General features: G+C 55.9%; 11 protein-coding genes. 10 read left to right on the top strand and 1 reads right to left on the bottom strand.

The genetic code is table 11. The annotated features are described in order from the left end of the window. Positions 1 to 23: 23 nt before the first annotated feature. The 5 genes from prfB to HY29_RS05490 all read left to right on the top strand — a co-directional run bounded on the left by prfB (position 24) and on the right by HY29_RS05490 (position 7,182). Positions 24 to 1,137, top strand: a protein-coding gene (gene prfB / locus HY29_RS05510) for a peptide chain release factor 2 (protein WP_155838212.1) whose coding sequence is annotated in 2 segments (ribosomal slippage) — positions 24 to 92 and positions 94 to 1,137 — 1,113 coding nt in all. Because the reading frame shifts where the segments join, the coding sequence is not laid out codon by codon here. A 142-nt stretch (positions 1,138 to 1,279) separates the two neighbouring features. Beyond that, positions 1,280 to 1,909 carry a TetR/AcrR family transcriptional regulator gene (locus HY29_RS05505; RefSeq protein WP_034793780.1) on the top strand — a complete coding sequence of 210 codons (630 nt, stop codon included), beginning with the start codon at positions 1,280 to 1,282 and terminating at the stop codon, positions 1,907 to 1,909. Between the two features lie 99 nt (positions 1,910 to 2,008). Further along, positions 2,009 to 4,267 (top strand): TonB-dependent receptor, encoded by a 2,259-nt coding sequence (locus tag HY29_RS05500; protein ID WP_034793777.1) that lies wholly within the window; start codon positions 2,009 to 2,011, stop codon positions 4,265 to 4,267. Positions 4,268 to 4,433: 166 nt separating this feature from the next. Next, positions 4,434 to 5,762, top strand: a complete 1,329-nt coding sequence (locus HY29_RS05495) for a serine hydrolase domain-containing protein (protein ID WP_162176676.1) — start codon at positions 4,434 to 4,436, stop codon at positions 5,760 to 5,762. Positions 5,763 to 6,039: 277 nt separating this feature from the next. Further along, on the top strand, positions 6,040 to 7,182 hold the full coding sequence (locus tag HY29_RS05490; protein ID WP_081811242.1) for a PepSY domain-containing protein: 1,143 nt from the start codon (positions 6,040 to 6,042) through the stop codon (positions 7,180 to 7,182). Between the two features lie 11 nt (positions 7,183 to 7,193). Here HY29_RS05490 and HY29_RS05485 read toward each other — a convergent pair whose 3' ends face one another. After that, positions 7,194 to 7,493, bottom strand: a complete 300-nt coding sequence (locus HY29_RS05485; protein ID WP_034793771.1) for a hypothetical protein — start codon at positions 7,491 to 7,493, stop codon at positions 7,194 to 7,196. A gap of 168 nt (positions 7,494 to 7,661) precedes the next feature. On the opposite strand from HY29_RS05485, the gene HY29_RS18315 reads away from it, so the two are divergent. The 5 genes from HY29_RS18315 (at position 7,662) to HY29_RS05460 (ending at position 15,791) form a co-directional block, all read left to right on the top strand. After that, entirely contained in the window at positions 7,662 to 8,012 is a 351-nt protein-coding gene (locus HY29_RS18315) for a helix-turn-helix domain-containing protein (RefSeq protein ID WP_051601169.1), read from the top strand. Between the two features lie 6 nt (positions 8,013 to 8,018). Then, a complete protein-coding gene (locus HY29_RS05475) occupies positions 8,019 to 8,885 on the top strand; it encodes a TolB-like translocation protein (RefSeq protein WP_034793768.1) in 867 nt (288 codons plus the stop codon). 328 nt (positions 8,886 to 9,213) lie between these two features. Beyond that, complete coding sequence (locus HY29_RS05470) at positions 9,214 to 12,105, top strand: hypothetical protein (protein ID WP_081811241.1); 2,892 nt, start codon at positions 9,214 to 9,216, stop codon at positions 12,103 to 12,105. A 114-nt stretch (positions 12,106 to 12,219) separates the two neighbouring features. Beyond that, the gene (locus HY29_RS05465) at positions 12,220 to 14,826 is read left to right on the top strand and encodes a TonB-dependent receptor domain-containing protein (RefSeq protein ID WP_051601166.1); all 2,607 of its coding nucleotides are present in this window, start codon (positions 12,220 to 12,222) and stop codon (positions 14,824 to 14,826) included. A 104-nt stretch (positions 14,827 to 14,930) separates the two neighbouring features. Then, positions 14,931 to 15,791, top strand: coding sequence for a type II secretion system protein N (locus HY29_RS05460; protein ID WP_034793765.1), 861 nt, complete (start codon positions 14,931 to 14,933; stop codon positions 15,789 to 15,791). Positions 15,792 to 15,793 lie beyond the last annotated feature (2 nt).

Genomic DNA, 15,793 nt, shown 5'->3' with positions numbered 1-15,793 from the left:
CATAAGAACAAGGGGCTGATCACATGTCCGCAGAAATCAAATCGCTCATCGACCAGATCCGCCAGTCGGCCGACTTGCTACGGAGGCGTCTTTGACTGGGACGTTGCCACAAAACGCCTGGATGAGCTGACCGCTCTTTCCGAACGCCCTGACTTCTGGGACGATCCGCAGGCCGCACAAGGCATGATGCGTGAGCGACAGCGTTTGGCCGAAGGCATTGAAACCGTTCAGTCTCTGCAACAGGAAGCCAGTGACGCAGAAGAATTGCTCGAACTCGCCGAAGGCGACGAGAGCATGATCTCGGACATTGAGGCGACTCTGAAGAAGGCTGGTGCTCGGGCCGAAAAGGCCGAGTTGGCTGCACTGCTCTCTGGCGAAGCTGACGCCAATGACTGCTTCATCCAGATCAATGCCGGCGAAGGTGGCACGGAGAGCCAGGACTGGGCCTCCATTCTGCGTCGCATGTATGCGCGCTGGGCCGAAGCGCACGACATGAAGATTGAGGAGATGGACGAGCGTGAGGGGGAAGAAGCCGGCATCAAGTCTGCCACCCTCCAGATCAAGGGTGATAACGCTTATGGCTGGCTGAAGTCTGAAACCGGGGTGCACCGCCTGGTGCGGATTTCACCCTTCGACAGCTCAGCGCGCCGTCATACCAGCTTCGCATCTGTCAGTGTGACGCCGGTGATCGATGACAATATTGATATCGAGATCAACCCATCCGATGTGCGTACAGATACATATCGTGCGTCAGGCGCGGGTGGTCAGCACGTCAACCGGACCGACTCTGCCGTGCGCCTGACGCACGAGCCGACCGGCATTGTGGTGCAGTGTCAGAACGACCGGTCTCAACACCGCAATCGGGACCAGGCCTGGCAGATGCTGCGCTCAAAGCTTTATGAGCTTGAATTGCAGAACCGCCGGTCTGTTGCAGATGCCCAGTATGCAGAGAAAAGTGCGATCGGCTTTGGCCACCAGATCCGGTCCTATGTGCTGCAGCCATATCAAATGGTGAAAGACCTGCGGACCGAGGTGGAAACCTCTGACACGTCCGGCGTGTTGGATGGGGATATCGACCTGTTCCTCTCCGCTGCGCTGGCGGCATCCGTTGCGAAAGGCGAGGGCGACGAAGCCTGACCTAGGGTGAGTGCGAAGCGAAGTGTTGGCTGCAGCGCAATACCTGCTAGTCTTGGACTGTAGGGAATAAACTTGAATGGATATGGTATCATCCAGGGTGTGCCTGGATGCTGTCTCCTCTTGAGTGTGAGCCGAGGCCGACATGTCCGAAAAATCAAGTGTGCACGAAGCAGGTGATGCAGAGGCTGGGGTAGCCCGGCGCGGCCGGCCGCCAAGCGACAAGATTCTTGAGCGCCTGACCAGCGCCGCGCTAAAGATCATTGAAGATGAAGATGTAAGCTCTCTGACAATCGAGCGCGTATGCAAGCTGGCCAAGGTATCACGCGCGACCTTTTACCGGCGCTGGGATTCCATCAATCCGGTTTTTACGTCCACGGTTGCCCGAATCCTGAAGGAATCCAGCCCGCCCGTGATCGAAGGCAGCAACCTGAGGGAGAATCTTGAGCGGGGCATGCGGAACCGCGCTGAGCTTCTGGCAGACAAGCGGATCGGTGGACTTTTCCGGCATGCCTTCTCCGTTGCCGGTACGGATGAAGAGCTGCGCCACCTGATCCAAGGGCTGGACCGGGAGCGGAACGCGCCGCTGATAGACCTGTTGCAGCGCGCACAGGATGAGGGACGAATCAAACCAGGCATCCATCTTGATTATGTGGCTCACCAGATATTCGGGCCCATATGGCACCGGTCGCTTCTGCTGCAATTGCCATGTGGTGAGGACTTCATTTCCGCCATATTGGATGGGGTTCTCAAAGACATATCCCTTGAGGATTGAATGATTACGAAACAGTATTGTTTCGTAATTGCTATTGTGTCATTTTCCTGACCGAGGAATGCGGATGGACCCGCGTGTTCCAGAGGAAAGGTTATCTGTATGCAATTGTTTTCCGTACGCCGTGTTCTGCTCAGCAGCTGTGCTTTGGTTCTGCCCTTGTCGGCACAGGCTCAAGCGCTGGAAGAGACGACGCCAGCCCAGGACGCAGAGGTCAGCTCCGTTGAAGCTGAACCGAAAGACGCGGATAAAGTCTATGACGCGATTGTCGTTGTAGCTCAGCGCCGCGAAGAGAATCTGCTCGACGTGCCAAGCTCGATTGCTGCTGTCGATAGCGCACAGCTTGAAGCGACGTCGTCTCAGCGCGTCCAGGATGTTGCCAATTATGTGCCCAATGTGGACATTGCTTCCACATCTGCACTTGGCGCGACTCTGACGATCCGTGGTGTCGGCTCCAGCAGCCGGAATATCGGCTTTGATAGCCGGGCCGGTCTTTACATTGACGGTGTTTATCTCGGCCAGTCTCCGGCGCTTGACCAAGACCTTCTCGGTCTTGAGCGCGTCGAAGTGCTGCGCGGCCCGCAGGGTACGCTGTTCGGGAAGAACAATGATGCCGGCGCCATCAACCTGATTACGAAGCGCCCCGGCAAGACATTCACCGGCGAAGCCTTCGCGCGCATCGGCAATCTGGGCCAGGAGCAATACGCGTTCCGGGTTTCCGGCCCGGTCACGGAAACGGTCTCTGCCAGCTTGGCAGCGTCAAGCGTCAAGCGCGACGGCTATATCCGCAACATCACCGATGGCGCAGAAACGCCGAGCCGGGATTCACAGAGCGTGCGCGGCCAGATCAACATTGATGATGGTGGCCCGTTCACACTGTATCTCTCTGCCGACGCGCTTTTCGCCAATGATCGTCCGAACAATGGTGATCCGCTCACGAACTCTTTCGGGTCTGCGCTTGATACAGCTGCACCAGAGAGGAATGTCATCAGCTATACGCCGGGTCGTATCAAGGATGATGACCGCACGATCTGGGGTGTCTCTGCCGAGGCTTCCTATGAACTGCCCAGCAACCACATCCTGAAGTCCATCACGGCCTATCGGGAAACGGAATTCAGCACGAGCTTTGACGCTGACCGTTCCGCGCTTGACCTTCTCAATGTCAATTATGAGGATAATTATCAGCAGACGTCTGAAGAGCTTCAGCTGATTTCCCCCGATGATGGACGCTTCACATACCTTGTTGGTCTGTATCTCTATTCGCAGGATAGCGATACGAAGCGTGATGCGTTGGGTGGAGCGCTGGGAGGCGCGCTAGGGCTGGCACCAGGAACCGGTGCGCTAAGCGGGGGTGAACTGAAAACCGAAAATGCCGCGATCTATGGCAATGTTGCCTATGACATTCTGCCCAAACTGGAAGCGAGCCTCGGCCTGCGCTGGTCATGGGAGAAGAAGACCGTCGACTGGTCAATTGATGGAAGCGCCGCACCGGCCTTCGGCATCGCCACCGGGACTGTCGATGATGACCGTGTAGACCGTGACGTCTCGCCAACGCTGACCCTGACCTACCGAATTACGCCAGAGGTCAATACCTACGCCCGTTATTCCACGGGTTACAAAAGCGGTGGGTACAATCTGGACTTCATTTCTGCATCCATCTTCCCGGACGGTGTAGAATTCCGCAAAGAGACGGTCGACAACTATGAAGTTGGCCTGAAAGGCGCATTTTTCAACAACCGCGCGACTCTGAACCTCTCCGCGTTTACAGCGGATTATACGGACTATCAGGTTAATCAGTATCGTGAGCTTGGGGGCGGTCAGACGGTCATCGCTATCAGTAATGCCGGCTCTGTACGCAGCCGGGGTATTGAGGCAGAGGGCATGTTCCATGTGAATGACGACCTGCGTATCCAAGGCGGTATTGGTCTGCTTGACACGACCTTCACAGACTTCCCGGGTGGGGGAGCTGGAGGTGTGAACGTGGCTGGCAATCGTTTGCCACGCGCATCCAAGTTCCAGGGAACAATTGGTCTGGATTATGATCGCCAGATCAGCCAGGAACTCAGCCTGTTTGCAGCTGCTCAGTATAGCTACCGTTCCAATTATTATGTGGAAGAGAATAATCTTTCCACGCGCACGGTTGGCGGTGATGTCATCTCCTGGGGCAAGGTGCCGGGATACGGGCTGCTGGATGCACGCATAGGTGTTGCGGGGTCTAAAGGTTGGGAGCTTGCGCTCTATTCCCGCAATCTTACAGATGAAGACTATGTAGTCAGCTATGGCCGTGAATTCCTGGGGGCGCTTCTCGAATACAGAGGCGAGCCAATGAGTTGGGGGGCAGAAGCGCGCATCAGATTCTGATGCGCCTTCAGGCCTCTCCATATAAAATCTGATCTCCGATAAAGCTTAAAAAGGATACCTCATGCGGATTCGAACATCTGACTTTCAGTCATCTAGCGTGTCTTCACGACGGAAATGTCGTTCTGCATGGCGTTCCCTTTTGCTCTTTTCCGGTATGATGATGGCTGTGACGCAAGCTGGTGCCCAAGAGGCAAACTCTGAAGCAGGTTCCGCTGAGAGTGAGATTGCCAAGGGCGCGGCCATTGCGACTGGGGTTGGCGCCAAGGTGCTATGTTCGGGTGTCTTCATATCCGGTCGTAGCCAGGAAGATGTCGTAACGAACGATATTGCGCCCCTCTGGCCGCCAGCTTCGATCATCTCTTATGACGTTGATCAGGCAAACCATTCGGTTAAGGCTCAGGTGGGCCCTTATTTTAGAGTGGCCAGCTTTGACCCAGTCTCGGGGTGCACGCTTGATGCAGAGCCGGCGGATTTGGAGACCGCTTCGGAGCATGTTTCAGAAGCGCCAGAAATTGTCTCTGCTGACGGGGCGCTTCAGGCCGCCTTCGACGCGGCCATGCTGGATCCTGAAGGCGATTTGCGGACCCGCGCGCTTGTCGTGATCAAGGATGGTCAAATTGTCGGCGAGCAGTATGCAGAGGGCTTTGATGCCTCCATGCCGCTGCTTGGCTGGTCCATGAGCAAGAGTGTTACGTCCGCGCTGGCGGGCCTGGTGGTGAAGGACGGCCTTCTGACGCTGGATGCGCCACTGCCCGTTCCAGAATGGAAAGGGGACGACCCGCGCGCAGAGATTACGTTGCGCAATTTGCTGCAGATGAGCAGTGGCCTAAGCTTTGTGGAGGAATACACGCAGAACAATGACAGTGTTCGCATGCTCTTCCTGGAGCCGGACATGGCAGCTTTTGCTGCCAACAAACCGTTAGAGGAGGAGCCCGGCACGTTCTGGTCATACTCTTCAGGCTCAACCAATATTGTTGCCCGCGCCCTGACAGAGACGCTGGGCGGAAGCGCGGCGACCCAGGCTTATCTGCGCGAGCGCCTGTTTGGACCGGCCGGCATGAAGAGTGTTACCTTTGAGCAGGATACTGCCGGAACACCTGTGGGCAGTTCCTATGTCTATGCGACGGGCCGTGACTGGGCGCAGTTCGGTCTGCTGTTCCTGAACCAAGGCAAGGCGGACGGACACGAGATTCTTTCCTCTGACTGGGTAGACTTTGTCCGCACCCCGGCACCTGCCAATGCGCAGGGCATTTATGGAGGTAGCTTCTGGCTAAATGGCAAGGCAGAGGACGGAGATGGCAGCTATATGCCGGACCTTCCAGAAGATGCCTATTTTGCACTCGGCCATAATGGTCAGGTCGTTGGAATTTTCCCATCGCAGAATGTTGTGATTGTCAGACTTGGATGGACCACGGGCGACAAGACGTTCGATGCGAACACACATTTCAGCGCGATCCTGAAAGCTGTCTCAGGCACATCGCCCAAGAAGCCGTAACTCAAAAGCGTCACTGTAGCTTGGCATAGCCATAGCGTTTGAGACTTCATCTGCCAGTGCGTGGCCAGTGCCATGCGCTGGCATTTCTATTTGTGTCCAGCAGGCATGCTCTATGCCAGTTCTGCCATGGATAGGGTTTGAAGTTCCGCGACAAAACTGAATTTGCAAATCATTCGCATTGTCCTGTAAGACGTCTCTTGCATGTGTAATGAAATCTGCGCGAGCGACGGATTTCACCAACGCGCCCGTTTAAGGGCAGGAGCTGTAACAGGGGCATATGATGCGACGCTTATTTTTCTGGACGCACTTTGTAATGGGAGCGGTCGCTGGGGTTTTTATCCTTCTGATGTCGGTCACCGGCGTACTGCTGACCTATGAGCGCCAAATTATCCACGCGGCTGAAAATTCAGCTGTCGTAGCACCAGAGGGCGCTGACCCGATGACGGTCGATGCGCTGGCGGACGCCAGTATTGCGATGGGCGCCGAACCGGGAAACACGCTGGTCATATCCAAAGACCGCACCGACGCGGTAACCCTCTCTAAGGGGCGTCGCGACAACACCTTGCTGAACCCGTACACCGCAGAGACCATGCCGGAGGCGGGCGAGAAGACAAAAGCCTTCTTTGGGCGCGTAATGCGCATTCACCGCTGGCTGTCCTTCTCCGGTGGACGCAGTGAGTTAGGTGGGGCGATCAATGCCGCGGCCAATCTCATTTTTGCGGGACTGCTGATCACGGGGGCTGTCCTGTGGTGGCCGAAGACGTGGAAGTGGGCCTTCGTCAAGACGCAGCTCTTCTTCCGCAAGGGGCTGCGGACCGCACAGGCAAGGGACTATAACTGGCACCATGTGCTGGCGGCCTGGTCTCTGTTGCCGCTGATTGCCATCGTCGTGTCTGGCGCTGTCTTCTCGTATGGCTGGGCCAATAATCTGGTCTATGCCGCCTTTGGCGAGAGCCCCGGCAGGAATGGCCCACCAGCTGTGGCAGAGCAGGAAGCGCAGCCCTCGGAGATTCCGACAGACTTCACTGCGGTGTCGCTGGAAACCCTCTTGGGACAGGCGACAGCCGACTACAAAAACTGGAAGCGTGTCTCGGTCATTTTGCCTGAGCCAGCAGCAGAGACGGTGACGATGACGGTCGATATGGGCAATGGAGCCCAAGCGGGCAAGAAGCGGACGCTGACGCTCGCGCATGATGGATCTGGCGTAATTGGGGAGCCTGCTGGCAGTGATGCCACTCCCGCACGCAAGGCGCGGATCTTTCTTCGCTTCATCCATACTGGCGAAGTCTATGGATGGATCGGGCAGACGATTGCCGGTCTGGCCTCTCTTGCAGGCGTTATCCTCGTCTATACAGGCATCTCTCTTGGCTTCCGGCGTCTCATCCGGATGCGTAAGCAGGCGAAAGCAAAACGCGCCTAGACACTTGTCCTTCAGGCGAAGAGATCGCCTGTTTCAGTGTCGCGCTCCGGGGCCATATCTTCACCCCTGTAAAAGCATGGGTGCTTGATGCGGCTGAAATTCTTGTGGCGCTCATAATGTACCCAGCCGCCATTTGGCATGCGCTGGCTCAATATGGGCGCATCACAAACCGGGCAGGCGGAGTGAAAGGATTTCTCCGGCCCAGCAGAATCGCTTCGCTCCACAGGCACCCAGGAGGACGCCACCTGAACAACCTGGCCGGAAGGTAGTTTGCGTGCATGCGCACGCCTGCGAACCCATTTTATGGACATGGGACTCTCCATTATTTGTCCATGGAGAAGGCTTTGCCGATTCGGTTAAGCGAAGGTGGCTACAGGTTCCGTGGATATGGAAGCGCGTGTCACAGAACTTTATCAAAGCCGACACTAAACCGTGCACAATCCGGAATATCGCTGCGCCTGTAACAAAGGGGTGCTGGCGTGTCTGGTGATTTTGAACTGGTTTATTCCCTTGAAATCAAGGTTTTGGATCTTGAGAAAAAGGTATCTGACCTTGAGCGGGAAATAGCCGAGCTGCGCGATCAGTTTCGAAGTGTCGAAGAGGACGCTCCACTGAACTTGCCGGAGGAGGTCATTGAGAAAATCCGTGAGGGTGAGAGTGCCGTGAGGGCTGTGCGCCAGTTCAGGCTGATGACCCAGAAGGATCTGAGTGACGTTTGCGGTATCCGCCCGAACCACATCTCGGCCATAGAACGCGGTATGTCCTATGGTCTGAAAACAGCAAAGCGTCTGGCCGAAGCGCTGGATGTTCCTGTCGATCTGTTGACGTGAGGCATCATGACTAAAGAGATTTTTCTTGGCGCATTCCTGGCGGCTCTGACCGTCACGTCTTGTTCCGGCCAACAAAGCGACGAACCGCGGCCCGTGTTCCCGGATGCGGAAGCCCCCACCCAGTTTACACGAGCCTACTCATTGACGGAGAGCGCGGACGGTCAGGTGCGTGTCTTCGCCAAGGAGAATGGCGATGAGACATGGCTTTATGAAGTGCGGCGCGAAGGGAAAGGCTGGAGCGAGCCCAAGCGGATGGAACTACCCGCGCGCAAAATGCTCACTGGGCCGAGCTTCAGTGCAGCCGATGGCGCGCTGTATTATGCAAGCGATGAAGAGTTGGCGGAAATGCCGGGCCGCAAGGATCTGAATTTGTGGTACGTGCCGCTTGAAGATGGCGTATGGGGCACACCCAAACCTGTTCCGGGAGATATTAATACAGGTGCGAATGAAACCATGGCCGCCATTTCTGCCGATGGCTTGATGGTGTTTGTCAGCAATCACAGCCAACTGGGTGGTGGCGGCTATGAGATGGCTGAGGCGCGTCAGGATGAGAACGGCAATTGGGTCATGGAACGCCCTCTGGATGAGTTGAATGATATGCGCGCAAATGACCATGTCGCGCTGACTGCGGATGGAAGACGACTGTTCTTTTATTCTCACCGGTCCCCCAAACTGGGCGTCGTCGATATCTGGACCTCACAGAAACTGGATGATGGCTCCTGGAGCGAGCCTGTGAACCCTGGAGAGCCGCTGAACACCGCCGGAATAGATTTTGGTGCAGGCCTGTCGGCTGATGGGGAGACCCTGTTCTTTTCACGTGATGGTGCACTCTACGAAATGCCTTTCAAGGCATTGGACCTTACTCAGAACTGACCAGCCATTCACAGGCTTGTTAATGGGCGGCCGCGTGTCTGTCCGTCTTCTTGATGTCTCGAAACCTACCGGTTTCTGGAGTTAAATCCGTATTCGGATAGTTGGGTATACGCGCTTCGGGATCATTCGTGACATTTATGTGATGTGTGTGCCGTCGCTTACCTGGCGGCCGTCATAAAAACTTTGCGGAACTGTTCAGAAATCGTCGCTGGCCACTGCCATAAGCCGCCTCGGGTGAGGCGTACGGGGAGAATCGTTAGCCGCTCACCTGACAACGGATTTTTGCTGAGACCGGGCGCTCTTGAATGGGGCCTTGAAGGGGTTAAGAATGAAACTTGGGAAGACTTTGAAGCTGGCGACCATGGCGAGCATCGCGGTGCTCACGCTCGCGGCATGTTCTGATACGACGATCTCATCACCGGGCTCGTCTACTCCGCCGGCAAGCCCTCCGCCACCACCACCGCCTCCGCCACCGGCCGCTTCCACAATCGATCTGATCCCGACATCTGGTTGCCCAACTGGCACCGCGGCAACTACGTTTAATGCGGTCGCCCAGGATGGCTTTTCTGATGTAGATGTTTGTGTGCTCGGGTCCGACGCCTCCGGCGGCACATCAATCACCACAGATATCGAGATCCCGGCGAATACGACGATCGCCATTCAGGGACCGGTCTTCATCGGGGAAGACAACAAAGACAATGCTGGAACGCCGGTAACGCTCACCGTAAACGAGGGTGTGCGCTTCTTCGGTGCTTCTGCAACGGGTACAGCAACAGCGACGGATGATTATCTCGTCATCACACGCGGCTCCAAGATTGAAGCCGTCGGCACAGCGACGAACCCGATCCGCTTTACAGCGCGCGCAGCGCTGAACGATGAAGAAACCGGATCAAGTCTAGTTGAGGAAACCACGAATGCCCAATGGGGCGGCCTGGTTCTCAACGGTTTCGCACCAATCAATGCCTGTGATGATGGTAATGCAACAGGCGGGACAGCTGCCTGTGAGAAAGTGGGTGAGGGATCTTCCGGCCGGTTTGGCGGCAGCATCGCTGACGACAATTCCGGTACGCTGCAATATGTCATCGTCGAGTATGCAGGCTCTCGCCTGACGAATAATGATGAACTGAATGGTATCGCTTTCCAGGGCGTCGGTTCCGGCACGACAGTGGATCACATTCAGGTGCACAACAATCTCGATGACGGCATCGAATGGTTTGGTGGCACTGTGAGTGCGAAATACGTAGCCATCACGGGCGCCGGCGATGACTCTCTGGACTGGACCGATGGCTGGACCGGTAAACTGCAGTACGCTGCGGTTCGTTCCAACATACCGTCTTCTGGCGATCCTCGTGGTATCGAAGCTGACAATCTTTCGTCTGACCCTGACAAGACGCCGTTCTCAAACCCAAGCATCTCCAACTTCACGCTGGTTGGGACCGACGGAAACGACCAGGGCATCCTTCTGCGTCGTGGCACCAAAGGCCGGGTCATCAATGGTATCGTTGTCGGATATGGCAGTGGTCTCGACATCGATGATGGAAGCAGCGACACTCAAACATCTGACAACTATGCAGACGGAAGCCTCGTCGTAGAGAGCATCCTGCTGGATACAGCAGAGAACATCGTCAATGATGGCGATACGCCCGCAATCAAACCCGGAACGAATATTGTTGGACGCGGAAACAGCCTGACGGATGGCTTCTTCCCAGGCACCGCAGAGCTCACTGTTCCAGTGTCCACTGCGCTGTCCGGAGACACCTTCTTTGATGCGACAACCTATATTGGTGCCTTCTCTCCGACTGAGACGCTCGATAGCAACTGGGCGACCTTCACATTGCCGGGCACACTGTTTGAGGAGGTCGAGGCGACGTGCCCGACTGGCACGACGACCAATGGCGAGTTGGCGGGTAAGACGCTTTGTGTCATCTCCGGTAACAATGCCATCACGAGTGACGTGCGCCTGTCGAATGGTGACAAGCTGATCTATGAACTTGATGGCTCAGTCTTTGTCGGTGTTGATCTCGGTCCCGATCCAGCCGCACCTCTGGGTAGCGGTGTTGCCGCGACGCTGACCATTGATCCAGGTGTGACAATTGTTGGCGCTGGCAATGACGACTATCTGGTGGTCACACGCGGTTCCAAGATCTTTTCCAACGGCACAGCGCAGAACCCGGTTGTATTCACTTCCAAGGGAGACATCGACGGCACCGCGACCATAGATCAGGATACGAAAGGTCTCTGGGGCGGCGTGGTTCTTAATGGCCGCGCGCCAATCAATGCCTGTGATGACGGTACCGCAACGGGCGGGACCGTCGGATGTGAAAAGGTTGGTGAAGGGTCTTCCGGACGCTTTGGCGGCGCGACATCCGACGACGATTCAGGCCAGCTCTTCTATACTCGCGTTCAGTATGCCGGTGTGGCCCTGACGAACACGGACGAGTTGAACGGCATCGCCTTCCAGGGTGTCGGCTCGGCGACTGAAGTTGACTATGTTCAGGTCTACAACAACTTCGACGACTGCTTCGAATGGTTTGGCGGTACGGTCAGTGCGTCTCACATGGTTGGTCTCGGCTGCGGTGATGACACGTTTGACTGGACGGATGGTTGGACCGGGTCCCTGCAATACGCCATCGCGTATACGGGCGTCGCAGGACCAACGGGCGGTATATCTGACAGCCATAACGGCATCGAGGCTGACAGCTCTTCCAATGCTGCTGCCACGCCGATCTCCAGCCCGAATGTGTCAAACTTCACAATCATCTCCGGTGGCGATAGTGATGCGCTTGTAGGGGCCCTGATCCGCCGTAACATGCAGGGCGTTCTGGCAAACGGCATCATTCTTGGCTGGCCAGAGGCAGGTATCGATATTGATGGTGCTAATACGCAGGCCAACTTCAACAATGGTGACCTCATCATCCAATCCTTGTTCCTTGCCGATAATGGTAAGCCTGTTCAGGATAGCGATGGGGACGACGTTGCCTTCACAGCGGCCAACGATGTCGAAACCACACTGCCCAACACGATGAGCGGATTTGCCTTCCGGGCCGGCCGCCCAGGTGTTGTTCCCGGTGCGAATGAAGACAGCGTTGATGTCTATGATGTCACCGGTCTCGGTCAGCTTGAAGCCACGACGTATATCGGTGCTGTAGAGGACGCGAATGACAAGTGGTTCCTCGGATGGACAGTCGATCAGCAGGGTAACCTGACATCGGCAAACTAAGTCCGCCTCGAACCTGATCGGGTGGGGCGGCCAAGAAGGCTGCCCCATTCCGCCATTCAGAGACACAGACTTTGGCGGATCAGCACATTCCCGCCTTTCACAGGAACATCCAATATGAAACGCATCCTGTCTGCCCGTACCTTGCTACTGTCCGGAGCATGCCTTGTCTGGCTATCGCCCGCGCTTGCACAGGAAGAGCTCCAAACCGCAGAACCTGCGGCTCCAGTTGAGGCTGAAGCCCGGCAGGAAACTATCGTCGTCCGGGGCGCTTTCATCCCAGACGAAAAACGCTCCACTTCAGAAGTGTCCAGCCTTATTGATGAAGGTGATTTCTCCCTCCAAGGTGATGGAGACGCCGCCGCTGCTCTGGCACGTGTGGCGGGTATTGCGACTGCTGAAGACGAATTTATCTATGTCCGGGGTCTGAATGAGCGCTATTCTACGGCTCTTCTCAATGGCTCCCCACTGCCGAGTCCGGCCCCACTGCGTCGTGTCGTGCCGCTAAACCTGTTCCCGACATCTGCGCTGAAAAGCGTTCTGGTGCAGAAAACATACTCGCCAAATCTGCCGGGTGAATTTGGTGGCGGCATTGTGGACCTTCGTACCAAGACCGTTCCAGACGAGGCGTTTGTCACCATAGGTGCGAAATCCTCCTACGATACGGAAGTGTCGCTTAAAGATGGTCTTCTTTATGATGGCTCTGATACGGACTGGACCGGTTTTGATGATGGCTCGCGAGATCGTCCATCTCTCGCCGATGGTCTGACACCGGAGTTTGGCCGCCAACTGACGGACAACTCATCGCTTCTCGTTATGCAGGAAGGGGAAGTACCGCTGAATTTCTCCGTCGACCTCTCCGGCGGCAACCGGTACGATTTGAATGATGATATTTCTATGGGCGTGATCGCTGCTGCAGGCTATTCGAACTCCTGGAAGCAGAAACAGGGCCGCCGCGGATATGCTTTTTCAAGCGGTGACGGTCTAGGTCAATTCTATGACCAGGATCGTCGCAGCACTGAAAACACGATTGAGCTAAATGGTCTTGCGACCGTTGGCCTGGAACTTTTCTCCGACCACGAGATCAAGTTTACAGGTCTGGTAACGCGTTCGACGGACAAGGAAGCGCGCATCATCAGCGGCTTGAATGAAGAGTCTGTTGAAGAACGGGTCGACGCGCTGGAATGGTTTGAACAGCAACTCTGGAGCACTCAGGTACAGGGGGAGCATTTCTTCCCGCAGCTGCATGACCTGAAGGTTAACTGGAGGGGGTCATATTCCGAAGCTCTGCGGGACGCGCCTTACCAGCTTTCGAACATCTATATTGTCCGTAATGGTATGACGCGTCTGTCTTCCAGTTCTGCAGCAAACCGTTTCCAGTTTAGCCGTGTGGACGATGACACAACGGACTTCGGTTTTGATGCCGAATTGCCGTTCTCGCGCGGCGGTGATTGTAACTATTTTTGCGAGACAGACCTGAAGTTCGGCTATGGCTACGTAGAGAATGACCGCGCTGCGCGCTCCTTCATTTACGATATCGGCGGTGTGGGCGGTACGGATGGCCTGAGCCGTCTCGATTACATCTACAACTACCTGTTCCAGAGCGGACAGGGTAGTGTTTCGGCGATTGCGGGTGAGCAATTCCCGGAATTCTATCTGGCAACTCTCGAGGTCGATGCCGCTTATGTCGGGATTGATACACAGTTGACGCCTTACATGCGCGCCTCTGTCGGTGTGCGCTATGAAGATGCCATTCAGGCTGTCGATACCCAAGTTATCGGTGCAGATTTGTCCGATAATACGGTTGAAGGTGTGATCGACGAGGCTGACTGGTTTCCGGCAGTGACGATTACCTGGAATCCTATTGAGGATTTGCAGGTGCGGGGGGGATATTCCGAAACCTTGACCCGTCCGCAATTCCGAGAGCTGGCGCCGGCGGTATTTGTCAACACGGAAACCGATGCGAACTTCTTCGGTAACCCATACCTCGTAAACGCCAGCATCAAAAACTATGATCTTCGTGCAGAGTATTACTTTGCACGCGATCAGTTCCTGACATTCGGTCTCTTTTACAAAGACCTGAAGAACCCGATCGAGGAAATCCTTGTTCCGGCCGAAACCCTCCAAACGACTTTCATTAATGCGCCCGCCGCGAAAATGTACGGCTTTGAGGTTGAGTATGAGCAAGTGCTGCCGATGGAGCGCTGGACCGGGCTCGGTTTCTTTGACTCCCGCGACATTCAGATCAAGACCAACTACACGTGGTCGGATTCTGAAATCAGCGCAGATGGTGAGGTGGCCTTCAATGTCGGCACAAACCTGAATCCGGTTCGTGGCACAACAGACGCTGCCGGCCGTATTGAAGATGGCCGCCGAATGCAGGGACAGTCCGAGCATATTCTCAACTTCCAGCTCGGGCTGATCAATGAAAGCGCGCAGTCAGAATTGAACCTGCTGGTCAATTATGTCAGCGATCGTATCCGGTCGGGCGAAATTCTGGCCCGGAACCTGCCGGCTATCCTTGAGCAACCGCCTGCCACGGTTGATCTGGTGTGGAACAAGACGTTCGAGGCAGGCACTGGTGAATATCAATTCTCCCTGAATGTGCAGAACATCTTCCAGGAAGGGTATGAAGCCTATCAGGAGCGTGGCGATGATCGCGTGTATGTCGATACGTACGGACAGGGCATGATCGTCAGCGTCGGATTGAAGCGAATGTTCTAGGCTTCAATTCGTGTTTAAGTGGCAAAAGTCTTGCGGGTCCGCGGCGTAAGTGCGTTGCGGACCTGTTGGTGTTGAAAGTATCCTCTCAGAAGAGGGGGAGCAGTTTGGATGAACGTCTTGAAAGCCTGAAAGGGATGGCCCGCCGCGCCGCAGGGCCAGCCTTGCGTATTGCCGAAACGGGTATGGTTGTGGCGTTTGGGTTGGTCTGTGCCAGATTGGTATGGCTGGTGGTTGATCCCGGCGGTGCCGTGTCGCCGAACATCCCTGTAAGAGCGGCGTCTGCGCCTGCAGGAGCGACGGTAATGGCTGTCGAAACGGATATATCTCGTCTGATGCGCGAGAATCCGTTCGGTACGGGGCCTTCAGTGATTGCCGATATTCCGGATGCACCTGAGACGAGCCTGAATCTCAAATTGCGCGGGGTGCGTGCCTCAAGTCAGAAAGATGACGGGATTGCGCTCATCACCACGCCGGACAATCGTACAGCTGCTTACACGCCAGGCGACGCCATTCTTGATGGTGTTGTTTTGCACAGGATCTATGGCGACCGTGTCACTCTTCGCAAGGCAGGGCAGATTGAAACTCTGATCATGGTTGGCGGCGCGGGTCTTTTGTCTGTTCTGACCGTTCCCGGCGAAGAGGCACCTGAAGCTTTCCGGACAACGGGTGATGCATCAGCCCTGATTGCCCGGGCTGATCTGATCTCAAATCTGACGATTGACCCGGTACATCGGGAGGGCGCCTTCATTGGCTATCGCATCGGTACGCACGGCGACACCAGTGTGCTGACTTCCGCTGGCTTGCAGCCGGGCGACATTGTTGTCGGCATGGATGGTGGTTCGATCACCGACATGCCACCGGCAGAACTCGCGAAAAAATTCTCCCGGCCGGAGGCTCTTCGCCTTCGCATCGACCGCGATGGTCGCATTGTTGAACAAACGCTCGTGCCTGAGGAGGCTCGATAGCC

Source organism: Hyphomonas beringensis, from assembly GCF_000682755.1.
Taxonomy (GTDB): Bacteria; Pseudomonadota; Alphaproteobacteria; order Caulobacterales; family Hyphomonadaceae; genus Hyphomonas; species Hyphomonas beringensis.
This window is presented reverse-complemented; position numbering and strand designations above follow the sequence as displayed.